The 25763-nt window shown below is 52.0% G+C and carries 17 protein-coding genes; 2 read left to right on the top strand and 15 right to left on the bottom strand.

Annotated elements, in window-relative coordinates:
- Positions 1 to 10 precede the first annotated feature (10 nt).
- Positions 11 to 1675, bottom strand: coding sequence for a type II secretion system ATPase GspE (gene gspE, locus F1381_RS05360; protein ID WP_151733783.1), 1665 nt, complete (start codon positions 1673 to 1675; stop codon positions 11 to 13).
- Between the two features lie 371 nt (positions 1676 to 2046).
- Here gspE and F1381_RS05355 point away from each other — a divergent pair, with 371 nt between their 5' ends.
- Positions 2047 to 6555, top strand: coding sequence for a choice-of-anchor A family protein (locus F1381_RS05355; protein ID WP_187355202.1), 4509 nt, complete (start codon positions 2047 to 2049; stop codon positions 6553 to 6555).
- A gap of 181 nt (positions 6556 to 6736) precedes the next feature.
- On the opposite strand, the gene F1381_RS05350 is transcribed toward F1381_RS05355, so the two are convergent.
- The 3 genes from F1381_RS05350 to F1381_RS05340 are packed head-to-tail and all read right to left on the bottom strand — an operon-like array spanning position 6737 to position 9756.
- Positions 6737 to 8617, bottom strand: a complete 1881-nt coding sequence (locus F1381_RS05350; protein WP_151733781.1) for a hypothetical protein — start codon at positions 8615 to 8617, stop codon at positions 6737 to 6739.
- 10 nt (positions 8618 to 8627) lie between these two features.
- The gene (locus F1381_RS05345; RefSeq protein ID WP_151733780.1) at positions 8628 to 9152 is read right to left on the bottom strand and encodes a PulJ/GspJ family protein; all 525 of its coding nucleotides are present in this window, start codon (positions 9150 to 9152) and stop codon (positions 8628 to 8630) included.
- The gene (locus tag F1381_RS05340; protein ID WP_151733779.1) at positions 9136 to 9756 is read right to left on the bottom strand and encodes a prepilin-type N-terminal cleavage/methylation domain-containing protein; all 621 of its coding nucleotides are present in this window, start codon (positions 9754 to 9756) and stop codon (positions 9136 to 9138) included. The genes F1381_RS05345 and F1381_RS05340 overlap by 17 nt, the downstream gene beginning before the upstream one ends.
- Before the next feature lie 186 nt (positions 9757 to 9942).
- On the opposite strand from F1381_RS05340, the gene F1381_RS05335 reads away from it, so the two are divergent.
- A complete protein-coding gene (locus F1381_RS05335; RefSeq protein ID WP_151733778.1) occupies positions 9943 to 10734 on the top strand; it encodes an alpha/beta hydrolase in 792 nt (263 codons plus the stop codon).
- 252 nt (positions 10735 to 10986) lie between these two features.
- Here the strand turns inward: F1381_RS05335 and argH are convergent, their stop codons facing one another.
- From argH to hpf, 11 genes are all read right to left on the bottom strand, one after another.
- The gene (argH, locus tag F1381_RS05330) at positions 10987 to 12402 is read right to left on the bottom strand and encodes an argininosuccinate lyase (protein ID WP_151733777.1); all 1416 of its coding nucleotides are present in this window, start codon (positions 12400 to 12402) and stop codon (positions 10987 to 10989) included.
- Positions 12403 to 12516: 114 nt separating this feature from the next.
- Positions 12517 to 13755, bottom strand: coding sequence for an argininosuccinate synthase (locus F1381_RS05325; RefSeq protein ID WP_151733776.1), 1239 nt, complete (start codon positions 13753 to 13755; stop codon positions 12517 to 12519).
- Positions 13756 to 14040: 285 nt separating this feature from the next.
- Entirely contained in the window at positions 14041 to 15009 is a 969-nt protein-coding gene (gene argF / locus F1381_RS05320) for an ornithine carbamoyltransferase (RefSeq protein ID WP_151733775.1), read from the bottom strand.
- Entirely contained in the window at positions 15009 to 16292 is a 1284-nt protein-coding gene (locus F1381_RS05315) for an aspartate aminotransferase family protein (RefSeq protein ID WP_151733774.1), read from the bottom strand. Before F1381_RS05315 ends, argF begins: the two co-directional genes overlap by 1 nt.
- Positions 16293 to 16649: 357 nt before the next feature.
- The gene (argB, locus tag F1381_RS05310) at positions 16650 to 17450 is read right to left on the bottom strand and encodes an acetylglutamate kinase (RefSeq protein WP_151733773.1); all 801 of its coding nucleotides are present in this window, start codon (positions 17448 to 17450) and stop codon (positions 16650 to 16652) included.
- A 27-nt stretch (positions 17451 to 17477) separates the two neighbouring features.
- On the bottom strand, positions 17478 to 18707 hold the full coding sequence (gene argJ, locus F1381_RS05305) for a bifunctional ornithine acetyltransferase/N-acetylglutamate synthase (RefSeq protein ID WP_151733772.1): 1230 nt from the start codon (positions 18705 to 18707) through the stop codon (positions 17478 to 17480).
- Between the two features lie 21 nt (positions 18708 to 18728).
- Positions 18729 to 19784, bottom strand: coding sequence for an N-acetyl-gamma-glutamyl-phosphate reductase (argC, locus tag F1381_RS05300; protein WP_151733771.1), 1056 nt, complete (start codon positions 19782 to 19784; stop codon positions 18729 to 18731).
- A 197-nt stretch (positions 19785 to 19981) separates the two neighbouring features.
- Complete coding sequence (locus tag F1381_RS05295) at positions 19982 to 20866, bottom strand: YitT family protein (protein WP_151733770.1); 885 nt, start codon at positions 20864 to 20866, stop codon at positions 19982 to 19984.
- A gap of 77 nt (positions 20867 to 20943) precedes the next feature.
- Positions 20944 to 22057 (bottom strand): peptide chain release factor 2 gene (prfB, locus tag F1381_RS05290; protein WP_151733769.1). Its coding sequence is split into 2 segments (ribosomal slippage): positions 20944 to 21984 and positions 21986 to 22057, totalling 1113 coding nucleotides; the frame shifts between segments, so codons are not numbered across the junction.
- A 153-nt stretch (positions 22058 to 22210) separates the two neighbouring features.
- Complete coding sequence (gene secA, locus F1381_RS05285; protein ID WP_151733768.1) at positions 22211 to 24715, bottom strand: preprotein translocase subunit SecA; 2505 nt, start codon at positions 24713 to 24715, stop codon at positions 22211 to 22213.
- Positions 24716 to 24981: 266 nt separating this feature from the next.
- Positions 24982 to 25533 carry a ribosome hibernation-promoting factor, HPF/YfiA family gene (gene hpf, locus F1381_RS05280; protein ID WP_151733767.1) on the bottom strand — a complete coding sequence of 184 codons (552 nt, stop codon included), beginning with the start codon at positions 25531 to 25533 and terminating at the stop codon, positions 24982 to 24984.
- Between the last annotated feature and the right edge of the window lie 230 nt (positions 25534 to 25763).

Below are 25763 nucleotides of genomic sequence, written 5' to 3'. Positions count from 1 at the left end.
CCTCCTCTTATTAATGGGATACCGTCTCGCGGAGCACTTCCTGAAGTGTGGTCATACCTTGAGATACTTTCAGTAGGCCGTCTTCCATCAGTTGCACCAGGCCGCGTCGCTTGGCAGCCGAACGCAGTTCTTCCACCGAGGCAGAATCCGTAATGAGCTGACGAAGATGGTCGTCAATGGTCAGCACTTCATGAATGGCAATCCGGCCGCGGTAGCCAGTCGAGTTACAGCTGCCGCAGCCGCGGCCTTTATGAAGAACTTCCGTCTTCAGCCCGTACCGCTCCAGCATAATCGCTTCCTGTTGAGAAGGCTTATAGGCTTCTTTGCAGTCGGTGCAAATCTTACGTACCAGCCGCTGTGCTACGACGCCGATCAAGGACGAGGCGATCAGGTACGGCTCTACGCCCATATCCCGGAGACGGGAGACGCTGCTGACAGCATCGTTCGTATGCAGCGTGGACAGCACCAGGTGACCGGTCAGTGAAGCTCTGACTGCGATTTCGGCGGTTTCCGTGTCCCGGATTTCCCCTACCATGACAATATTAGGGTCCTGGCGGAGAATGGAACGCAGACCTGCCGCAAATGTAAGCCCAATCGCCGGATTGACATGAACTTGATTGATGCCTTCGAGCTGGTATTCCACCGGGTCCTCGACCGTAATAATGTTGACCGTCTCCTGGTTAAGCTGATTCAGTGCCGAGTACAGCGTCGTTGTCTTACCGCTCCCGGTAGGTCCCGTGATAAGTATAATGCCGTATGGACGGCCGATCATTTCCTTGAAGGAGACCGCATTGCTGTCACTGAAGCCCAGCGAATCAATTGATTTCACCCCGGTGCTGAGATCCAGGAGCCGCAGTACGATCTTCTCGCCATGCATCGTCGGCAGGGACGAGACGCGGATATCAATCATTTTATAGTCGAACTGCATCTTGATCCGTCCGTCCTGGGGCAGACGCCGCTCGGCAATATTTAGACGTGCCATAATCTTGAGTCTTGCAGTAATAAAACCCTGCATCTGCTTTGGAATCAGCCGCTCCGTCCGCAGCGTGCCATCGATCCGGTAGCGGATCGCCAGGTTATTCTCACCCGGGTCGACGTGAATATCGGAAGCTCGCAGCTGAACGGCCTGCTGAATCATCTGATTGACCAGCCGCACAATCGGAGAGTCCTCGTCGGTAATTTCCGTCTCTTCAATCTCTTCCTGGGTCGGCAGCTCGACCAGCATCTGGTTCATCGAATCACGCATGCCGTAATGACGGGCAATCGCGCGCTGCAGTTCATCCCTGGTGGCAATGGCCGGCTCAATCCGGAACCCCGTGCTCATCCGCAAATCTTCGATTGCAAAATAATCCAGCGGGTCCGCCATAGCTACCATTAATTTCCCGCCTTCCTTCAGAAAAGGAAGCACCTGATAGCGTTTAGCCATACTTTCCGGAATAATCTGCGTAATCGCCGGATCAATCTGATATTTAAAAAGACTGACATGCGGAATGCCAAGCTGGAACTCCAGCACCTCTATCAATTGTTGCTCTGTTATATAGCCTTGTGAAATCAGCAGGTCGCCAAGCTTGCGTTTGGATTTACGTTGATCGGCCAGCGCTTCCTGAAGCTGTTCCTGCGAAATGACCCCATTCTCTACCAGCAAGTCTCCAAGTCTCTTCTTAACGATCGCCAATCTAAGCTCATCTCCATGCCGTGTAGTATGTATAAGGTTTATCGGTCTTTTTTCTTTCAAAATGAAGTATTTAATCAGGCTAAATTCCTACATTTTTCTTGCACTTTTGCCGATGAAATTAGGTATGTATGACCCGCCTTTTTAAACGCACAAAATTATTAATATCATACTTTTAGTCTCTGATAAATCTCTGATTCATTAGTCTTAAATTTTAGGGTATATTTACACTTTCGCTCATTGCCTAACTGTGAAATTTATCCTAGAATGATATATAGCATATATTAGGTAATCTTACAATAAAACTTGGTGAAAAATGCTATATTTTGAGATCTAATAAACCATTTTTATCGACAATCCGGGGAGCGATGGGAATGAAAATGTTCAAACGAAGAAAATTTATTCTTCTTTCTGGAGCTGCAGCATCAGTATTGTTAATACTCCTGTTAGTGCAGCTGTTCAGTCCAAATGTAGAAGCATCGAATAATTACCCTATTCGTATCCTGGAAATTACGGACCCGACCAATTCCAATCTGGGTACGGACGGCAGCGAGTTGGACGAGCTGAAGAAGCTTCCTAACGTCACAATAGAAACGATGACGATGAAGAAATTCGTCTCGCTTCGTGAAGATTGGGACGGTAAGTATGACGCCGTTTATATCGGATCAGGTGAATACACTCCAAAGGCCGTCTCCACCAACGGCAATTCCAGCACCGATGTGCGCACCGAAGCCCATAATACCAAAACTGTCGAGAATGATATCACTCTGTTGAAAGCTAAGGAACTTACAGAATACTACATCAATAAAGGCCTTTACGTCTTTTTTAGAGAAGAAACATTTAGCGCACAGGCTGCAAGTTCCGCCAAACAGGGAAATCTGTACAAATCCTTCAATGTATTTAGGTCGGCTTCTGGTTCTAAGGCTAACGTCGTTTTTTTGAATGCCAGCGGATTTAATAATCTTGCCCCTGAAATCAAGAGCGGCACATCGCCATACCTTTCTGGATTAACCCAAAGACCGCGGATCACCATTTCTAACAAATCGAATATCAAGAGCTACCTGAGCTCTCCCAATTACACATATACCGCCGGGGATCAGCTTAATTTCTCAATCAATCTGAGTAATACGCCTAATATATCTACCCACCCTATACGAGTGAAGCTTTATATGAACGTGGATTCATCGCTTCATATGACCGAAAGTAATATGGTAGCTACGGAGGTCCTGAGCACTCAGACCGGAACACTTTCCTACACACTGCCCGCAACTTATTCAGGTCCGCTGTACTGGAAGCTTGAAATAAGCGACAACGCAACGGGTCTAAAGGATTTTGACAGTGGAGTCATTCGTTTCCGGGGCCTTAAGCCAGTTATTAAGGTTCTCCAGGTAATGCCGGCAGGAAAAACGGGCAGCAGTCTGAAGAGCACATCCAATATGAAGACACAGTACTTGTCCAGTAACGATTACGAGATTCAAATTGAAGTTCATGATATGGCTTGGTTTAATGATTACATCAGTAAAAAAGCCAGTTCCACCGACAAAACCTCGGGACTGAACGGCGTATATAATATGGTGGTATTTGGCTTTCAGGACGAGTACGACCGCATATCGAATCCCATGATATCCCGAGATGCAGCTTTGGCGGTAAAAGCCTTTGCCGAAGAAACCAAGCAAAGCATTATGCTTACACATGATACTATTTACAACGATCCGACTAATCCGAAAACCGAGAACTATACCAACAAAGTGCCCAATATTAACTATTGGAGTTACTATTTCCACGACCTGGTCGGACAGGGTATGCCGCGCACGTATCTTGGCGGAAGTGCGGTTGCTACTTCCAGAACCGTTGTACCGATGAACAACGGCCTGCTGACCCAATATCCGTTTAATCTGGAGACGGTGGAACTGCCGCCAAACCAGTCCCGCTACGCTGTGGCTTTAACACACGACCAATTCTTCCCGCTGAATTTGGAGCGGGCTGACGTAATCCCCTGGTACAATATTTCAGGTAACGAACGCGACATCAATGACAGCCGGAACCATTTCTATACGTATTCTGTAGGCAACATTACATTTTCGGGAACGGGCCATACCAGCACTAACTTCCCGGATTGGGAGCAAATGTTATTCGTCAATACCATGTACCGGGCATTTGTCGGTGCCAATCATGCGCCTGAAATTACGGTTAAAATGCCTACCGACAACCAGGAGAAGCCTTCTTACCAAGACAAGCTGACGGTGAGCTATACAGTAACAGACCCTGACCTCAAGGATAAGGATCTGGTGACCAACATTAAGTTTAAAGTAGATAACCAGGTGTTACCCGGCTACACGGTTAAAGATAAAGCCATTGTTTCCGGAGAAACCGTTACCCAAACGTTCACGAATCCGCTACCCAACGGGGGTACTTTACAGATTGAAATTACGGCCCGTGACGCCCATGGGGCAGAAACCCCGAAGATCGTTACAGTGCCTATTCGCAAAATTTATCCTAACCTGGGCATTTCACGCAGTCTTTCAGAGATAGAAGTCAGACGCGACGAACCCGTAGATATCCAATACTCGATTACGCCTAATAATGTACCTTATCTACAGGTGGAATCCGCCGACCGGGGTATTGATACATTGGTAATCTCCAATGTAAAGTTTGAAGAAACTTTCCCTGCCAATCTTGAAATAAGCACTAACAGCGGGAATTTTACCAAGACAGGCTCACTGGAGCAAGGGTACACAATCAGCCGTGATTTCGGTACTATTACGTATCGCCTGTCAACCGTAAATGGAACTAAGACATATGTGCCAACCAGCACTGACCCCATTACCTTTACGCTGACAGCCGTGCCTAAGGTCAAACAGTCTTATACGCTGGATAACTCTAAGCTGAGTTATCAGGATATACATTCATTATCTACTGGCGGAACGTTCCCGGGCTCATCTGCACCCGTCAACGCTTTAGGTATTGCCAATGACTATTCTCTATTTATGCTGGGCTCAGCGAATTTCCAAAACAGTAGTTTCACTAATAGAGGACGCATGGCTGCAGGTGGGGCAATCAATATTAGAAGCTTCACTATGGGTGGGGGGTTAGGAACCAACCCCACAGGAGCCACTATTGTGGCCGGAGGCAACTTGACAATGGACGGAGGAACAATTTACGGCAAAGCCTATTACGGCGGAACCGTCAGTGCCCCGGACTACCTTCTGTCCAAAGCCGAACGTGGAACCCCAATTGACTTCAATGCTGTGGGGAGCCAGCTTAAGAACCGGTCCTTGGAATTGGCCCAAATAGCCAGCAATGGATCTACTACGCGTGAGAATAATGGTAATCTTATATTTAGGGGGACCCACTCCGATCTGAACATATTCAGCGTTGACGCAACGTATACTAGGGATATTAGGAGCTTGATATTCGACGTTCCCGCCTCCTCTTCGGTGGTTGTCAATGTTAAAGGAACAGAGGCTAACTTAGGTAATGGACAAATTACACTTGGCAATCTGCAAGCTTCCAATCTATTGTTCAACTTTTATCAAACGACAACTATGAGTGTGAACTATCATCTTTATGGAACTTATCTGGCTCCGCTTGCCGCTATCCGATTCGGCGGCGATCTTGACGGCTCAATTATCGGCAACACGATTACAGGCAACGGCGGAGGTTATTCTGTGAATCTTATCCCGCTGACAACTGTTATCCCAGACACTACGTTACCGGAACGGGAAACGCAGACGCTATACTTCAGTCCGTTAGGCTTTGAAGCTATCGTAAAAATAACGTCGATCACGCTAACTCCGGCCGATATTCTTGTCGGTTCAGAATTAAGAATGCTGCCAATTATTGTTCCTGAGGACGCCAGTAATACAAATCTGCACTGGGTATCGGATAATCCGAGCGTCGTCACTGTCGACCAAGAGGGCGTCATCAAAGGAATTGTATCGGGAGAAGCGACGATCACTGCTACTTCCCGGGACGATACTAATAAGTCCGGTTCCGCTCTTATCAAAGTAATCTCGCCAAATTTGCAGATTGAAGGCCCCGCCAAAGGCTATGTCGGCGATGCTATTTCGTTAAAAGCTATCTATACAACGGCCATGGAATCCGTCACGGGGTATAGTTGGAGCATTAAGGACGGAAGCAATAGTGCAGGCGCTTCCTTTAAAATTGATTTAACCGCTGAACATGACAACAAAATTGTTCTCCAGGCTGCTAACTCAGGAAGAGCCACGCTGGTTATCAAAGCTTTAACTGATAAAAAGCCGGGTGGTGCATTTACAACGGAGCATACGGTAACCTTTACGAATCCGGTACAGACTATAAGAATCGGTGACGCTAACAGCGTTAAAGTAGGAGATTTTATTGATCTGAAGGTGTATGTGCTTCAGCCGACCAATAACCCGGATCCCGCCGAATACACATGGAGTCTGGCAGACGGGGATAATAAATTTGCCGAAATAATACGGGGGGCCACCAGCGATTCCATCAAGCTGAAAGGGGTCGCCATTGCCTCGTCCGTGACTGTAATGGTCACAACCAAAGGTCGGGATGATCAGACAGTTACGGCTACTACAACCATTGCAGTTGGCTCAAAATTAACCGGCCTGAATTTGAGAGAGTCGCTTGAAATTGGCGTAGGCTCACAACATGCTCACTCTTTATTTAATGAAAAGGATTTATCTGTATTCCCGGTAACTATGACACTTGCTGATGTAATAGGGAAATTGGAATGGAGAAGCAGCAATGAGGCATTGGCTACAGTCTCACAGAATGGGCTGGTTACGGGTATCAAGAAAGGAACAGCCACGATTACCGTCATTTATAAAGATAATCCGGCAATTTCTGATACAATGCAGGTCAATGTAAGCAACGACGATAAATACTAGAGGCTTAGCTTTAACAGCCCTTCCATTTCGTAATGGAGGGGCTGTTTATTTTTATGCCCGATCTTTCCGGTTTCCGGCAACCAAAAACAAGGCCTCCCATCTCCGATTGTACGGATGTGGAAGACCCCCGTTTATGATATCAGACTGGTGCTGATCAGCCAGTTCGAGGGCCTCAAGCGGTTCAAGGCGTCGTAGGAACAAGCCGCAGCGGTCCAACAGAAATATTCACATTACTGACTCGCGGTAAACTGGATTGCTGATGGGTATAAATATAATGATTGTAATTCACTTTAAATCGTTCTTGTCTTAACGTTTGATTCTGATCGGTAAATGTTAGCCTGTCCCCCGGAGCGGCATTCACTGGTTCTTTTGTTTCACCCAAGACTGCATTGATCGTTAAATCACCTTTGGAGAAGAACCCTCCTGTCAGCCAAAATATTGATCCGACTCCATATAAATCAGCAATATCGTCCGTGTAGAAAAAGGCATTCATCTCTGATGCCGAATTATTAAAGGCGTTAATCCGGTTAATAAAAATTTTCCCTTTGGAGATCAGCACCAGCTCTTTCTTAGGCTTCCCTTCTTCTTCAATTCCGTCAATGACGGCATCCTCCACTGTGGTGGTCCCCAGTACAAACATAGTGGAATCAAATTTCACCTTGCCTCTTATCATCACATCACCTGTGACCAGAATATTACCCATAATTGAGATAGAGTCGTAATTATCATTTGTAATATTCAAATTCCCATTGATTACAAGCCAACTTGGAGCGGGTACCTCTTCCTCTGCTATTTGTGCTGGGTTCCCTTTTGCCTTAGCGGTAAAACCGATCCCCTTGTAATTCAATCCATCAATTGAGAGGTTTCCATTAACAATGTTTGAGTTATCCAGACCGATAAAGGTATTTCGGTGTATTTCCAATGCAGTCTCATACTCCGCATATCTTATTTGGAAATCTCCGTCTTCTTCATCCTCTCTTTGAACTGGCTCAACAGGCGATTGTTCAAGCGGCAGAGAGTTAATCTTGCCACTGGCCCAACTCATCATCGCTGCCGAAAGCTCGCTGCTTGTAAGCACTGATTTAATACCATCCACGCCTCTTTGAGAGCTGGCCTCAGCAAGTTTGTCAGCAAAGGAGTCCACAACATTAATTGAAACAAATTTATTGTGGTCTTTGATTTTTATTTTGTCGACACTAATCCCTAATATTTTTTGGGCCGTGTTTTCCTTATTTGCTCCGCTGTCTGCAAGTGATCCTTTATTTATGCCGTCCTCAGAATACTTTATGTGATCCAAAGACTGTACAAATACTTCTCCGGAGTTGGATTCATCTAGAGGCTCGGTGTCATCTTGGATATCAGGATCATTGGTTTTTGGGCTGTAGGGCTGTATTACCGGATATAACGTCTGATGGTTCCATCTACTGCCCAGATAGGTATACTCAGCCAGGTTAGAAATGATTAATTCATTACCTGCGTAAATGTTTCCTTTAATAAGGGGAGCCCCGTTTATGATTACATTATGCTCGGACCCAAAAGCATACTTTAAAAAATCCGGGTAGCTATCAATCGTAATCCGCTGTTGGAGTATTCGCTGAACTCCGTTTACCAGCGCGGAGGCTCTTACATCGATATAGTACTGGATTGTTTGCGACTGGTAGTCGATAAGGCTATCCTTATAGTCAATGGATTCAATTTTGCCACTACTGCCAGTGCCCAGTTCAGTTGCTACATTAAGGTTTGTTTTTTCAAGATTATTCAATATATCCGCAAGCTTGTCCGGATTAATATCTGTCATTGGCGCTAACTGTGACTTGATATAGGCAGTGGCCTCGTCTAACCCTTTTTGCGCCAAATGCAGACTCTGTACATCATTTTCTCTGGTTTCTGTTCGAACCGCTCCGCCGACGGTTGCGCTGAGGACCCCCATTCCGAGAATCGTAAGCAGCAGAATGATAAACATGACTAGTACAAGAGCAGAGCCTTCTTCCGAACGCAACCGCCGCCGTCTTACAGTATCTGGTTTAACCATCACCTGTCGAACTTTTATTCTGGTATGCATTACTATCCTCCTAGAACCCAAATTGACTCTTTACAGTAAGTTTGTCTTCCGAATCGCCGCTTTTGTAGCTCAAAACCAGCTCAATACTCACTAATCCAGACTCGTATGGCACATTGATATCAGGCACTTTATCATTCACTTTTGTAACAGCTATACTTGATCCTCCCAACTCCGAGTCCAGGTCCATTGTTGCTGAGTCTCCCGGACCGATTCGCGCATCACCGATGATGAGATCTTTGTCTTCTACTCGTATCTGCACCTCACCACTGTCCGACCTTCTTAGTGTGATCCCTGAAGCCGTATTGCGAATTTCCTCTGGTCCATACGTATACAGCTCTGTGATTATTGAAGACATAACGAGATCGGCTTCGTCACGCAGTTTATTTTCCACCGTTATTTTATGATAGCTTCTAAAACCGAACATGGTCACGGATCCGATAATGCCGGCGACGATGGCAAATAGGGTGACAGCTGCAATTAGTTCAATTAAAGTAAAACCGTTTTCCGGTTCCGAACTTTTAGCGAATATCTTCATTGCTGATATATCCCTCCACCTCTACCGGTGCGGACGGCCCGCCTCCCGAATCTCGATTCACCACCACCATGACCGGAAGCAGATAATCACGGATAGCCGCTCTATCTATTTCATCAGCCTTTGTTTCCTCTGATTTTGAATCTTCCAATAAATCCTTTTGATAAATGACGTTAATACTATAGTTAATACCGTTCACTGTAGGATGCAAGACATAAGCGAGTGCCTCGGTGTTAAAAGCCTGCTCGTATGGATCTTCGGGGTTGCTTTTATCTCCACATGTACCAATTCGGCACTCATCGGCAGAAAGCGTATGGCCATCCGTCACGAAGAATTCCTGCATTTTGGCAAAATCCTGCTTCTCCATATAAAAAAGCGCGTTCCGCGCCAGATTGACCATGATCGTCTTGTTCTGGTTCGACTTGGAATAGGACATGGCATTGGTAAAATAGGAGGTCAACACCAGGGAGACAATCGACAGAATGACGATTGCCGCTAAAACCTCGATCAGGGTAAAGCCACCTTGTCCCCGCAACCGGTCCGGATGCGCTGTAAACTCTTCACAACCCGTCCGGCTTCGCCGCCGTGTGTAACCTTCTTTCCGCATTCCGTTCGCTCCTATCACTGATTCTTTCTACCTACTTCCATTATATTCTTTCCCCTGAAGACCCAGCAATCCCGCAGACGAAGAAATCCGGCATCATTCGTGGAAATCCAGCAGTTTTCTATACTATATATCGGTTTCGGGGTGTGATATCATTTGTGCTGACTAGATGAAGGGAGGAGACTATTAATGGCTTTAATGGAATGCAGGTTTTATTCTGAAGTGCTCGGGTTGAGTACGTCGATGACGGTGATTCTGCCGCAGCAGACGACAACGCAGATTGGACTGGACAACGTGGTGCGGGGAGAGCTGCATCCGACGCTCTATCTGTTGCACGGTTTATCGGACGACGACTCGATCTGGCTGCGCCGGACGTCCATTGAGCGGTACGTGGCTTCCATGGGGATTGCTGTGGTTATGCCGCAGGTGCACCGGGGCTTCTACACGGATATGCACCAGGGCGGGAAATATTGGACGTTCATCAGCGAGGAACTGCCGGCGCTGGCGCGTTCATTCTTCCCATTGTCGGCGAAGCGTGAGGACAATTTTGTGGCCGGACTGTCGATGGGCGGGTATGGTGCCTTTAAGCTGGGCTTGCGCAAGCCGGAGATGTTCGCCGCAGCGGCAAGCTTGTCGGGCGCGCTCGATATGGCGCATCATTTCATGAACTGGGAAGACAAGACGCAGAAGAGCGTGGAGTATAAGCGGATTTTTGGCGAGGACGATATTGCCGGAACACCGGAAGACCTGCTGTGGCTGCTGAAGGAGCTGGACCGCTCGCAGGGGCCGAAGCCGCTGCTCTATCAATGCTGCGGAACCGAGGATTTCCTGTACCAGGACAATCAGGTGTTCCGTCAGGCCTGTGCTGACACCTCCCTGTCCCTGACTTACGACGAAGGACCCGGAGAACACGAATGGGGCTATTGGGACGCCAAAATCCGCGATGTTCTGGCCTGGCTGCCGTTAAAGAAGCAGGTTTAAGACCAACCTAGTTTCTGCTGTAGAGGTAATCTAACGATTCAGGCACGGAATGGACCAACCCCTTGTTATTGAAAAAGCGCTCTCAATCGCAGTAATAGAACCATTACAAAGATCTGCCGTCAGCCATAAAAAGAAAGACTGCATTCTGTAGCTTATCCCCATGGCATCCCTTCAATGGTAGACTGTGTCTACCGGATGAGGATGCTTTACAGGATTCGCAGGAATGCAGTCTTATTTTATATCTATAACCGGTTACGCTTTGGAGCCACCCTGCCCGGCCACCCATTTCCCCGCTTCCTGCAGCGCCGCTTCCGCACGCTCAATGGCCGCCTTCACCTGAACGGTAGCCGTACCGCCATATACGTTGCGCGCGTTCACGACAGCCTCAGGCTGCAGCACCGCGTAAATCTGCTCGTCGAACAGCGGGGAGAACTGCTTGAATTCATCCAGGCTGAGGTCGAGCAGGAATTTGCCTTCGTTGATGCAGTAGAGCACGGTTTTGCCGATGACTTCGTGGGCTTGGCGGAACGGCAGGCCTTTGCCGACCAGGAAATCGGCGATGTCTGTAGCGTTGGAGAAGTCCGTGTTCACCGCTTCGCGCATCCGGCCTTTGTTGACCTTCATCGTCGCGATCATTGGGGCGAACAGCTGCAGCGCTCCCGTCAGGGTAGCCACCGTATCGAACATGCCTTCCTTGTCTTCCTGCATATCCTTGTTGTACGCCAACGGCAGTGACTTCAGCACGGTCAGAAGGCCGACCAGATTGCCGTAGACCCGGCCGGTCTTACCGCGCACCAGCTCCGGCACGTCCGGGTTCTTCTTCTGCGGCATGATGCTGCTGCCGGTGCAGAAGGCGTCGTCCAGCTCCACGAAGCTGAATTCCGTGCTGCTCCACAGCACGAGCTCTTCACTGAGCCGGGAGAGGTGGGTCATGATCAGCGAGGCGTTCGCCAGGAATTCGACGATAAAATCACGGTCGCTTACCGCATCGAGGCTGTTCTCATACACGCCGTCAAAACCGAGCTGCTCCGCCACAAAATGGCGGTCAATCGGGAAGGTCGTTCCGGCGAGAGCACCTGCGCCCAGCGGCAGCACGTTGATCCGTTTGTAGCTGTCGGTCAGACGCTCCGCGTCGCGGCGGAACATCGAGACATAAGCCAGCAGATGATGGGCGAACAGGATCGGCTGCGCCCGCTGCAGATGCGTGTAGCCCGGCACAATCGTCTCTACATTGTCCTTGGCCTGGGTGATCAGCGCGCCTTGCAGCTCATGCAGCAGACCCGTCAGCTCCACAACGCGGTTACGCAGATACAGGTGCATATCTGTCGCCACCTGGTCGTTGCGGCTACGTCCGGTATGCAGCTTGCCGCCGACCGGGCCGATCTCTTCGATCAGGTTTTTTTCGATATTCATGTGGATGTCTTCATCGGAGACGGAGAATTCAATTTCGCCCGCGCGCACCTTGGCCAGCACCTTGTTCAGTCCGGCCTTGATCGTCTCCACATCCTCCTGCGGCAGAATGCCGCATTTGCCCAGCATCGTTACATGGGCCAGACTGCCCTGTACATCCTCCTCCGCCAGAGCCTGGTCGAACCCGATGGATGCCGTATACTCCTCCACCAGCTTGTTGGTTCCTTTGGTAAATCTTCCGCCCCACAGCTTGCTCACTGGATGACTCCTCCTCGATAGACGCCAGAAGGGCCGCTCCTGTCCCGGCGGGAGGAACGGCCTTCGGTTGTCGCATAATATTGGGTGCTATGATATCGCCCTGCTCTGGACGATTTATTGATGGTTCGATTCCGCCACGCCTGCCGACACCTTCAAACGCAGCGCGTTCAGACGGATAAAGCCGGTAGCGTCGCCCTGGTCGTACGCCTGCGTCGGATCGGCTTCCATGGTCGCGATATCCGGATTGTACAGGCTGACCGGACTCTTCACGCCAGCGCCGATGATATTGCCCTTGTACAGCTTCACACGCACGGTACCGGTCACGTTCTTCTGGCTCTCGGTTACCAGCGCCTGCAGCGCCAGGCGCTCCGGAGCGAACCAGAAGCCGTTGTACACGAGCGAGCTGTAGCGGGTAATCAGGCTGTCGCGCAGGTTCATCACTTCGCGGTCCATGGTGATGGACTCCATTTTGCGGTGAGCCGTGAACAGAATGGTACCGCCCGGCGTCTCATACACGCCGCGGCTCTTCATGCCGACAAAACGGTTCTCCACCATGTCAACGCGCCCGATGCCGTGCTTGCCGCCCAGCTCGTTCAGCTTCTCCATGACCTGGAGCGGAGTCAGCGCTTCGCCGTTCAGCGCCACGCAGTTACCCTGGAAGAATTCAAGCTCCAGGTATTCCGCTTCATCCGGTGCGTCCTCCGGAGCGTTGCTGAGCAGGAACATGCTCTTGTTCTCCGGTGCGCTTGGATCAAACCACGGGTCTTCCAGCATACCGCTCTCATAGCTGATGTGCAGCAGGTTGCGGTCCATGGAATACGGCTTGGCTGCCGATGCCTGTACCGGAATGCCGTTGGCTTCAGCGTAGGCGATCATCTCGGCCCGGCCCGGAAACTGAGTGCGGAACTCTTCCAGACGCCAAGGAGCAATCACCTTGATGCTTGGGGACAGCGCAGCCGCGTTCAGCTCGAAGCGCACCTGATCATTGCCCTTGCCGGTCGCGCCGTGGGCAATCGCCGTGGCGCCTTCGGCAATGGCGATGTCGACCATCCGCTTGGCGATCAGCGGACGGGCAATGCTGGTGCCGAGCAGGTATTGCCCTTCATACAAGGCGCCCGCCTGGAACATCGGATAGATGAAGTCGTTCGCGAACTCGTCGCGAAGGTCGTCGATGTATACTTTCGAGGCGCCGGTGGCCAGCGCTTTTTCCTCCAGGCCCTCCAGCTCTTCCTTCTGGCCGATATCTGCGGTGAAGGCGATGATCTCGGCGTCATAGGTCTCCTTCAGCCATTTGAGGATTACCGAGGTATCCAGACCGCCGGAATAGGCGAGTACGATTTTTTCTTTTGCCATGGGATTGCTACTTCCTTTCGTGGGGGGTAGGCTGGGTATGAAAAGTCTGCTCATAGAACCCTGGTAATAACCGCAACTCCGCGAAATGTTTGAACTTCCGGCCGCTGTTGTCTCCAAGTTTTTGGAATTTGGCCGCTATTGGCGGATAAAACTCGGGAGACAAAGGCGGACGCTAACGCTCCTCCAGTTTCAAACTTTCTCTGCGTTACTACTACCAGGATTCCATCGCTTACTTTTAAACCCCAGCCTATTTATATTTTTATTTAATATAATTCTTTAATTGCCTTAGCCCATCAGGGCCGCCATCAACGCCTTTTGGGCGTGCAAGCGGTTCTCCGCCTGATCGAAGATGACCGAGTTCGGGCCGTCGATGACCCCGGTGCTGACCTCTTCCTCGCGGTGGGCCGGCAGGCAGTGCAGGAACAAGAAGTCGCTCTTCGCGCCCTTCACCAGCTCTTCGTTCACTTGATAATCCTTAAAAGCAACCTCGCGCGCTTTCTGCTCGGCTTCAAAGCCCATGCTCGCCCACACATCGGTGTAGATAACATCGGCATCCTGCACCGCTTCCTGCGGGCTGCGGGTGACGGTAATCGTGGACCCGTTCTCCTGGGCGATGGCCTGGGCCTCCGCTACAACAGCCGGGTCCGGCTCATACCCTTCCGGGCTGGCAATGGCCACATACACACCCAGCTTGGCGCCGCCGATCATCAGGGAGTGGGCCATGTTGTTGCCGTCTCCGATATAGGCGAGCTTGAGGCCCTTGAGCTTGCCCTTATGCTCATATACCGTCTGATAGTCAGCCAGCACTTGGCAAGGATGTGCCGAGTCACTGAGGCCGTTAATAACAGGCACTGTCGCATAGCGGGCCAGCTCCTCGACCTTGTCATGGCCGAAGGTGCGGATCATGATGCCGTCCAGATACCGCGACATCACCTGCGCCGTATCGCCGACCGTCTCGCCGCGTCCGAGCTGGATGTCGTTCTTGCTCAGGAACAAGGCATGGCCGCCAAGCTGGTACATTCCGACTTCAAACGATACGCGGGTGCGGGTGGAGGATTTTTCAAAAATCAGACCGATCGTCTTTCCCTTCAGCGGCTGGTATACCTCACCGCTCTTCTGCTTGCGTTTCAGTTCAATGGCCAATTCGATCAGGTAGGTGATCTCCTCCGGGCTGTAATCGTTCAGTTCCAGCAGATCGCGGCCTTTCAGCTGCTCCGCAATCTTATCCGCGCCGCTGTGTACACTCTGGCTCATCAATGTGCCTCCCCGTCTTTTTTGTTAGCATAAGTATGAATGAGTTGTTCGAGGATGTCCACCGCCAGGTGAATCTCCTCCTTGCTCACGTACAGATTCGGCAGCAGCCGGATGACGTTCGGGCCGGCCTGAACGAACAAGAGGCCCTGCTTCTGTCCGGCGAGGATAATGTCGCTGACCGGCCCCGCGCATTCGATGCCGATCAGCAGACCTTTGCCGCGCACCTCCTGCACAAAAGACGTATCCGCCAGCTTCTCCCGCAGCAGTCCGCGCAGGTACTCACCCATCTCTTCGGCGCGCTCCGGCAGCTTGTCTTCGAGCATGGTCTCGATCGTCGCTTCCATAACCGCAGTTGCCAGCGGTGTACCGCCGAAGGTGCTGGCGTGGCTGCCGGGACTGAACGCTTCGCGTAGATATCCCTTGCCCAGCATCACACCTGCCGGGAAGCCGCTCGCCACGCCCTTCGCCAGCGTGAAGATATCCGGCTCAATGCCGTAGTGCTGATGCGCGAACAGCTTGCCCGTACGGCCCATACCGGTCTGCACCTCGTCGACGATCAGCAGCAGGCCATGCTCCTCGCATAACGCCACCACGGCATCCAGGAAGTCCTGCTCTACGACCAGCACGCCGCCTTCCGCCAGTATCATCTCCAGCATGATCGCTGCTGTATTCTCGTTAATGGCGGCTTTGAGCGCGCCGAGATCGTGCAGTGGCACCGTCTTGAAGCCCTGCGGCAGCGGCAGGAAGCCTTCCTTGACCTTTTGCTGCCCGGTAGCCGTCAGCGTCGCCAGCGTGCGTCCGTGGAAGGATTGCTCGAAGGTAATCACCTCGTAGCGTCCGGTCCCCTTTACCTTCTGATGGTAGCGGCGGGCCAGCTTGATCGCCGCCTCATTCGCTTCCGCCCCGCTGTTGCAGAAGAAGACCTGATCAGCGCAGCTATTGTCAGTCAGCAGCTTCGCTACACGGTCCTGTCCCGGAATATGGAACAGGTTCGACACATGCCACAGCGTATCGATCTGCGCCTTCAGCTTCGCGCCAACCTTCTCCGGGGCATGCCCGAGGCTCGTTACAGCCAGGCCGCACATGAAATCCAGGTACTTATTGCCCTGGTCGTCCCAGACCCAGCTGCCCTGGCCTTTAACCAGGCTGAGATCATACCTGGCGTAGGACGGAAATACCGCACTCAGCTTGGCAGGAGCGGCCTCCTGCGCTTCCGTATGTACGCGGCGTGTCTGCGGCTCCCCTGTCAAAGAATCTTTTTCCGCCTGTGTAAGCTCACTCATTCTTAGTCACTCTCCCACCATGCCGCTGCGGTAATCCGCCAGGGCTGTAATTTTAATAAGGCCAATCTGTATAGTTGGAGAATCGCAAACTAACTTCACCTTAATGCCAGGCTTCACAGAATTAGTTGGATAACCGCCACTTAATATAGGGGAAAATGGATGGTTACACTAAAACCGCTTAAATTAAGTAGCGATAATCAAATTAGATCGTCGTAATCAGGAAAACAGGCTAAATTAGTATGCGATAAGCCAATTATTTATGTTAGAACAACCGAGTAACTCATGAGGCTAGGCATAACTCCGGGAAAATGCCTCCGGCTGCTTCCCGCCGTAGACACTCCCGGCTTGCATCCACCTTCAGCGCACAATCCTCGTCCCGATCGTCTCTCCGTTCAGCACCCGGCTGAGCACCTGCGGCTCCTTGCCGTCCACAATCACCACTTCGGAGACGTTGCCCTGCAGGCAGTCCATAGCCGCGCGCACCTTCGGTATCATTCCGCCATAGATCTCTCCGCTGGCAATCAGCGCTTCGATTTCCGCTTCGGTCACGGACGGCAGCACCTTCTTCTCGCCTTCAATGGTCCGCATAATGCCCGGCACGTCGGTCACCACAATCATTTTGGGCGAAGCTATGAACGAAGCGACTGCACCGGCGGCTGTATCCGCATTGATATTATAACGCCGTCCCCCGGCATCTACACCTATCGGGGCAATGACCGGAATGTAGCCCAAGGCCAGAATTCCTTCGATAATGTCCGCCTTCACTTCCGTCACTTCGCCGACCTGGCCCACTTCGTCGGCATTCGCCACCGGGCGTGCCGTAATCAGCTTGCCGTCTACGCCGGATAAGCCCAGCGCCTGCCCGCCGCTGCCCTGGATACGCCGCACAATCGCTTTGTTGATGCTTCCGGCCAGCGTCATCTCCACCACATCCAGCACTTCCTCGGTCGTCACCCGCAGGCCGTTCACGAAGCCGCTCTCGATCCCGAGCTTTTCCAGATTGCCGGAGATTGCCGGCCCGCCGCCATGGACGATTACAGGCTGAACGCCTGCACTCTGCAGTTTCCGTAAATCTTCAAAAAATGAATCCGGCAGAGCAGCCAGTGTGCTGCCTCCGCACTTCATCACAAATACATCCGATATGAATTCACGTGTCATCGGGTTAGTCTCCTCCTCCCGGCCTGATCAGGTACGATAGGCGGCATTAATGCGCACGTAATCATACGTCAGGTCGCAGCCCCATGCGGTAGCCTGGCCGTCTCCGTCAGACAACGCAACCGTGATTAGCACGGTGTCGCTCTTTTGCAGGTAGTGCAGCGCCTTCTCTTCGTCAAAAGCAACCGGACGCGAGCCCTTAAGCACCGCGATGTCACCCAGTGCAATATTCACGTTCTCCGGCGACACCGGTACTCCGGCGCGCCCTACCGCCGCAATCACCCGGCCCCAGTTCGCATCCGCACCGAAGATCGCCGATTTCACCAGGCTAGAGCCTACTACCGTCTTGGCGATAGCGGCAGCCGCTTCATCATGCACCGCACCGCTAATCTGCACTTCAATCAGCTTGGTCGCGCCTTCGCCGTCGCGGGCAATCGCCTTGGCCAGCACCCTGCACACATGCGTGAACGCTGCGGCAAAAGCGTCCCAATCCGGATGCAGCCGCGTCAGCGGCTCATTCCCGGCCAGTCCGCTGGCCATAGTCACCAGCATATCATTGGTGCTCGTATCGCCGTCGACTGTGATCATATTAAAAGTAGTATTGGTTGCAGTACGCAGCAGTCTAAGCAGGTCCTCCCCGGCAATTGCGGCATCGGTCGTCATGAAGCCGAGCATCGTGGCCATGTTGGGGTGAATCATCCCCGACCCTTTGGCGGCTCCGGCAATCGTCACTGTAACGCCGCCGACAAGAACCTCCACACAGCTTTCCTTCTTGACGAGGTCGGTCGTCAGAATAGCCTGGCAGAACTCCTCCGCACCGGCGCTCCCGCCGTCCAGCTTCTCCGGCAGCGCGGCGATGCCGCCGCGTACGCACTCCATCTTCAGCAGCTCGCCGATCACGCCGGTCGAGGCAACGGCGACATCCTGCTCCTTCACGCCCAGCGCCCGGGCTGCGGCTGCGCGCATCTCATAGGCATCGGCTTCGCCCTGCCCGCCGGTGCAGGCGTTGGCGTTGCCGCTGTTGACGACAATGGCCTGCAGCGTGCCGTCTGCCAGACTCTCGCGCGTTACCTTTAGCGGCGCCGCCTGGAACACATTGGTCGTGTACACGGCCGCTGCGGTTGCCGGAACCTCGCACAGAATGGCTGCGAGGTCGTTGCGGTCAGTCTTTTTGAGGCCGCAATGCAGTCCTCCGGAGGTGAAGCCCTTCGGTGTGGTGATGCTTCCGCCTTCCAAGGCGGTAAATAACTGTTCGCTCATGATCTCGTGACCGCTTCGCCCTTAAGGATACACCGGTGTGAATCCCAGCCCGCGGGTTTCCTCCCATCCCATCATCAAGTTAAGGTTCTGAATCGCCTGTCCGGCTGCGCCTTTGACCACATTGTCGATCACCGACACAATCGTAACCCGTCCTGTACGGGCGTCTGCAGCAAAGCCGATATCGCAATAGTTGGAGCCGCTGACTTCCTTCGTCGCCGGCAGCACGCCTTCATTCCGCACCCGTACAAAGGGCCGTCCTGCATAATAGTTACGGTATAACTCCACAAACTCATTTTCGCTGTGCTGCCCGTTCATTCCTGCATACATCGTGCTCATAATCCCGCGGGTCATCGGCACCAGATGTGTGGTGAACGTTACTGTCACCTGCTTGCCGGCTGTCTCGGTCAGCACCTGCTCAATTTCCGGAATATGCTGATGCTTGTTGACCTTATAGGCTTTGAAATTCTCATTTACTTCGGCAAAATGCACCCCAAGACTGACTCCCCGTCCCGATCCCGATACGCCCGACTTCGCATCAATGATGATGCTCTCCGGCTGAATCCAGCCGGCTTCCAGCGCAGGCAGCAGCCCAAGCAGCGTTGCCGTCGGATAACATCCGGGGTTCGAGATGAACTTAGCGCCAGCCGCGCGCTCCCCGTACACCTCGCATAAACCGTATACCGCCTCTTCAAGATATGCCGCCGGAGGAGCCGGGTGCTTATACCACAGTTCGTATTCTGCACCGTCCTTGAGCCGGAAATCGCCGGACAAATCAATGACCTTAAGGCCGGCCTCCAGCAGCTGCGGCACGAGCTTTGTACTTACACCGGAAGGCGTTGCCGTAAAGACCACATCGGCCTTGCCAGCAATCTCTGCCGGGTTCACCCCGTCCAGCGGCTGCGTGAACAATCCCGTCAAATGCGGAAACCCCGCCTCAATCGGCTCCCCGCTGCTGGATGAAGAGATTACCGATGTAATCTCGACATCCGGGTGGTTCTGCAGAAGCCGGATCAGCTCCACGCCCCCATATCCCGTTGAACCGACAATTGCTGCTCTAAGCTTTCCTTGCACTGTCATCCCCGCTTCCCGCTGCAAGCTATAATGAAATGAATACCGTCCTGCAAATATGTATTATTATACGACCCAATTAATATAAATACAACACGTAGCGTCAACTTTATTTGCCCTTTTTCATACTCTTTTCATCTGATACACGTTAACCTTAAATACACTCCATTATAAAAAAGAGAGCGCAAGCCCTCTTTCCTTAAGGCTTACGCTTCTCTCTTAAATCCTTCGCCGAGCACCTCGTGCGCTTCGGTAATAATGACGAACGCTTCAGGATCGACGGTGCGGACGATTGCTTTGAGGCGGGTGATTTCATTTTGCCCGACAACGGCCATCAGCACCGTGCGGTCATCGCCGGTATAGCCGCCCTGCGCATTCAGCTTGGTCAGGCCACGGTCCAGATCATTTAGAATGGCCTGGGAGATTTCCTCCGTCTGATCGGAAATAATGTACGCCACTTTGGTTACACTGAAGCCCACCTCAAGCGCGTCGATCACCTTGCCGGTGACAAACAGCCCGATCAGCGCATACATCGCCTGCTCCATGCCCAGCACGAACGCAGCCAGTGTAATCACGGTGCCGTCCAGCAGCACCACGGACAACGAGAAGCTGAAGCCGGTTACCTTCTGAATAATCTGCGCGAGAATGGTCAGCCCCCCTGTGGAGCCGCGTCCGCGGAACACCAGCCCGAGCCCCAGACCTACGGCAATGCCACCATAGATGGACGCCAACAGCGGGTTGGTGGTCGGCACAGGACCGTCTTTGGTCAAATAAATAAAAAGCGGCAGCACGATACTGCCCAGCAGAGAGCGCATACCATACTGCTTGCCCAGGAAGATGATACCCAGGATAAAGAGCGGAATATTCAGCGCCCATTGGGTGAACGCCGGCTCGGCGCCGAACCAGGCCTCGGCCAGGACGGACAGTCCTGATACTCCGCCGGAAGCGATCCTGTTCGGCAGGAAGAACAGATTGAAGCCGACGCCTGTAATCAGCGAGCCGATCAGGATCAGCGCGATATCCACGGCATGCCGGAGCGGCCCGTTCAGCGGGATCAGAGGAGGTTGTTTGCGTTTATTGATCTTTTCCATGTATTGTTTGTTCCCCTTCTCTATATCGGTCAAAAAAATTCCTACACCTCCGAAGACGCGTAGGAATTCTTGTGTAATTATTCAACTTCCGTCTTGATCTGGCTGCGCAGATAGCCGTCGATGAACAGATTGAGATCGCCGTCCATTACAGCACCCACGTTCCCCGTTTCCACGGAAGTACGGTGATCCTTTACCATACTATAAGGGTGGAATACATAGGACCGGATCTGGCTGCCCCAGGCAATGTCAGATTGCTCGCCCCGGATCTCATCCAGCTCCTGCTGATGCTCCTGCACTTTACGCTCATAGAGCTTGGAGCGCAGCATCTTCATGGCCTGCTCGCGGTTCTTAATCTGTGAACGCTCGTTCTGACAGGAGACAACCACTCCCGTTGGAATATGGGTAATTCGTACCGCGGAGTCCGTCGTGTTGATATGCTGTCCGCCCGCACCGCTGGCCCGGTAGGTATCGATCTTGAGATCCTCGGTCCGGATTTCCACTTCAATATCGTCCGAGACCTCCGGCATGACGTCACAAGATACGAAGGAGGTATGGCGGCGGCCTGAAGCGTCAAACGGCGAGATCCGCACCAGCCGGTGTACACCCTTCTCGGCCTTTAGATAACCGTAGGCATTAAAGCCCTTGATCAGCAGGGTAACACTCTTGATCCCCGCCTCATCGCCGGGCAGATAGTCGAGCACCTCGACCTTGAAGCCGCTTTTCTCCGCCCAGCGGGTGTACATGCGCAGCAGCATCTGTCCCCAGTCCTGGGATTCCGTACCGCCGGCGCCCGGATGCAGCTCGAGAATCGCATTCAGCTTGTCATACGGCTGGTTCAGGAGCAGCTGAAGCTCGAACTCATCAACTTTGCCAACCAACGTTTTAAGCGTACCTGCAGTTTCCGCCGCCAGGTCCTCATCGCCTTCCTCGTCGGCCAATTCCAGCATCATCGAAGTGTCGTCGTATTCCTGCTGCAGCTTCTCATATTGGTCTACACCGGATTTCACCGCATTCATTTCGGAAATGACGCTCTGCGCCTTCTCGGGATCATCCCAGAAATCCGGCGCCGACATCTTCTCTTCAAAGTTCGCGATCATTTCCTTCTTGAGGTCTAAGTCAAAGAGACCCCCTAAGGTTGGTTAATTTCTTGCCGATTTCACGCAGATCCTGCTTCACACTGGAATCAATCACTGTTCAATCCCTCCATTGCTTCCATTAATTTATCCATACTGTATCTTTAATACTCCATCGTCTTAAGCGAAACAGTTGTTTCCGTTAAAAAGCGGCCGGACCGCAGACGGGAAATCCCCGGGCCCAGCCGCTATACATTGCCTGACAGAACGCTTAGTTCTGGCCGTGGCAATTCTTATACTTCTTGCCGCTGCCGCAAGGGCAAGGATCATTGCGGCCGATAGCCGCCTCCACATGCACCGGACGTTTCTCGGTCGGCTCGCCGTTGGTGGAGATTTTGTCCTCATCCACCACGGACTGCCGCTGCTGGTTGGTTTCGATATGAGCTTTCATGATGTAAGTCGAGACTTCCTCCTGAATGGCGGCCGTCATCGCATTGAACATCTCAAAGCCTTCGAACTGGTACTCACGCAGCGGATCGGTACCGCCGTAAGCACGCAGATGGATCCCCTGACGCAGCTGATCCATCGCATCGATATGGTCCATCCATTTGCTGTCTACGGAGCGCAGCACGATAACCTTCTCGAATTCGCGGACCAGTTCAGCGCCGAGCCGCTCTTCACGGGCAGCGTACTTCTCAAGGACGCGTCCGAAGATGTATTCCACCATCTCTTCGACTTCCTTACCCCACAGGTCGTCGCGGGTCAGGGTGCCTTCGTCAAGCAGCTTGCTGTTCACATAGTCGGCAACTTCCTGCAACTCCCAGTTCTCAGGAATTTCGTCGCTGCAATGGGCCGCTACTACACGTTCAATAACCGGCTTGATCATTTCCAGAACGATGTCCTTGATATTCTCGGACTCAAGAATCTCACGGCGCTGCTTATAGATAATCTCGCGCTGCTGGTTCATCACATCGTCATACTGCAATACCACTTTGCGGATATCAAAGTTGTTGCCTTCGACCCGTTTCTGGGCGGATTCAATCGCACGGGTGATCATCTTGCTCTCAATCGGCTGATCTTCCTCAAAGCCGAGACGATCCATCATATTCAGCACGTTGTCTGCGCCGAAACGCTTCATCAATTCATCGCCGAGCGACAGATAGAACTGGGTCGAGCCCGGATCGCCCTGGCGTCCTGCACGCCCGCGCAGCTGATTATCGATACGCCGGGATTCATGGCGTTCCGTACCAATAATATGCAAGCCGCCCAGTTCAGTGACACCTTCGCCAAGAACAATGTCAGTACCGCGTCCGGCCATATTCGTGGCGATCGTTACCATACCCGGTTGACCGGCGTGGGTAATGATTTCCGCTTCAGCGGCATGATGCTTCGCGTTGAGTACCTGGTGCCGGACGCCTTTGCGCTTCAGCATTTCGGAGACGCGTTCGGAGTTCTCGATCGACACCGTACCTACCAGCACCGGCTGGTTCTTCTTGTGGCGTTCTACAATCTCCGCAACGACAGCGTTGAACTTGCCGTTCTCGCTCTTGTAGACCACGTCAGGCATGTCTATACGCTGATTTGGTTTATTCGTCGGGATCTGCAGAACCTCAAGGCCGTAGATCTTCTTAAATTCTTCTTCCTCGGTCTTGGCGGTACCCGTCATCCCCGCCAGCTTGCGGTACATGCGGAAGTAGTTCTGGAACGTAATCGTAGCCAGCGTCATGCTTTCGTTCTGCACCTGAATTTCTTCCTTGGCTTCAATCGCCTGGTGGAGCCCGTCACTGTAACGGCGTCCGGCCATCAGACGGCCGGTGAACTCGTCAACGATGACGACTTCATCTTCATTCACTACATAATCCACGTCTCGGCGCATAATGACATTGGCCTTCAGAGCCTGAACGATATGATGGTTCAGTGTAACGTGGCTGTGGTCGTACAGATTGTCGATACCGAAGGCTCTCTCGGCGGCAGCCACACCCTTCTCGGTTAGGGCCACAGATTTCACCTTGATGTCGACAGTGTAATCTTCTTCGGGATTAAGCCGCTTCACGAAACGGTCCGCCGAATAATACAGCTCCGTGGACTTCTCGGCCTGGCCGGAAATAATCAGCGGTGTCCGCGCTTCGTCAATCAGAATGGAGTCCACTTCATCAATAGTACAGAAATATAGCGGGCGCTGTACCATCTGCTCTTTATAGAGCACCATGTTGTCGCGCAGATAGTCGAATCCGAATTCATTGTTCGTGCCATACGTAATATCGCAGGCATACGCTTCCTGTTTAGCTGCATGGTCCATGCCGTTGAGGTTGATGCCAACGGTCATTCCCAGGAAATTATAGATTTGTCCCATTTCCGCGCTGTCGCGCTGGGCCAGATAGTCATTGACGGTTACCACATGCACGCCCTTGCCGAGCAGAGCATTCAGGTATACCGGGAGTGTTCCTACCAGCGTCTTGCCTTCGCCGGTTTTCATTTCGGCAATTTTGCCTTCATGCAGCGCCATACCGCCAACCAGCTGAACGTCAAAATGCCGCTTGTTCAGCACCCGCCGGGATGCTTCACGCACGGTGGCAAAGGCTTCGGGAAGAATCTCTTCCAGCGTTTCGCCTTTCTCGATACGGGCGCGGAACTCCGCGGTCTTGGCTTGCAGCTGCTCATTGGAAAGCTTCTGGAACTCCGGTTCCATTCCATTAATAATTTCGACCGTCTTCATCAGACGTTTGACATCCCGATCATTGGAGTCGCCGAAAATTTTCTTCACAAGTCCTAGCATGGTTAACCCCTTTCATGCAACACAGATGGTGGAATCGAGCCCATCCTCACAAAATTGAAAGGGCCTCTATTCACTGATTTCGATTCCGCTGCTTCATAAATTGTAACAGTTTGTAAGACAAGCCGCAATACAAGCGGGCACAGCCTTATTTTTCTTGCTCTATTTATACGCACAAGAGCCCTATTCGCCTCATGGCGAATAGGGGCTCGATTAATAATCTACGTTGGTTGGAGCGGATGAATCGCATGTACGGGCTGTTATGCGGCTTAGTTCTGCTCAATCAGTCCGTACTTGCCGTCGTTGCGTTTGTAAACAACACTGACTTCAGAAGTCTCAATGTTCGAGAACACGAAGAAGTTATGACCCACCATATTCATCTGTAAGATCGCTTCCTCCACATCCATCGGCTTCAGCGTGAAGCGCTTGTTGCGTACAACCTCCAGATCGTCATAATCCTGTTCTTCCACAGCGACAGCGGTTGCCGGTTCTTCCACGAAGAGTGTCTTGAGACTTCCTTCCTGGCGGAACTTACGGTTAAGCTTCGTCTTGTGCTTACGGATCTGACGTTCCAGCTTGTCCACAACGGCATCAATGGAAGCATACATATCATCGCTGCGGTCTTCCGCGCGAAGCGTTACTCCGGCCAGCGGAATCGTTACTTCCACGGTATGGAGTCCGCGGACTACGCCGAGTGTTACATATCCTTCTGAGGTGGGGGGTGCATCGAAGTACTTCTCAAGTCTGCTGAGCTTCTTATCAACATAATCTCTCAAAGCGCCTGTCACTTCAATCTGTTGACCTCGAATGCTGAATTGCATGGGCACTCCTCCTTTGTTTACAACCCCATTATACCAAATTGTCAGGGCTAAGTAAAAGTTAAAACGCTTTATCTTAACAATCCTCTGACAAAGACGGCTGCCTGGATATTTGGATGCCACCGCATTCCACTTCCTGAATTTCTCTGCGCACTCCCGCCCCTTTGTGCTGAATGTTATTCCCGTTTAACAGATCCTTACAGGGTAAAAAAGCCCGGACAGAGCATCCCTCA

This window comes from Paenibacillus tengchongensis (assembly GCF_008973665.1).
Lineage (GTDB): Bacteria > Bacillota > Bacilli > Paenibacillales > Paenibacillaceae > Paenibacillus_AQ > Paenibacillus_AQ tengchongensis.
This window is presented reverse-complemented; position numbering and strand designations above follow the sequence as displayed.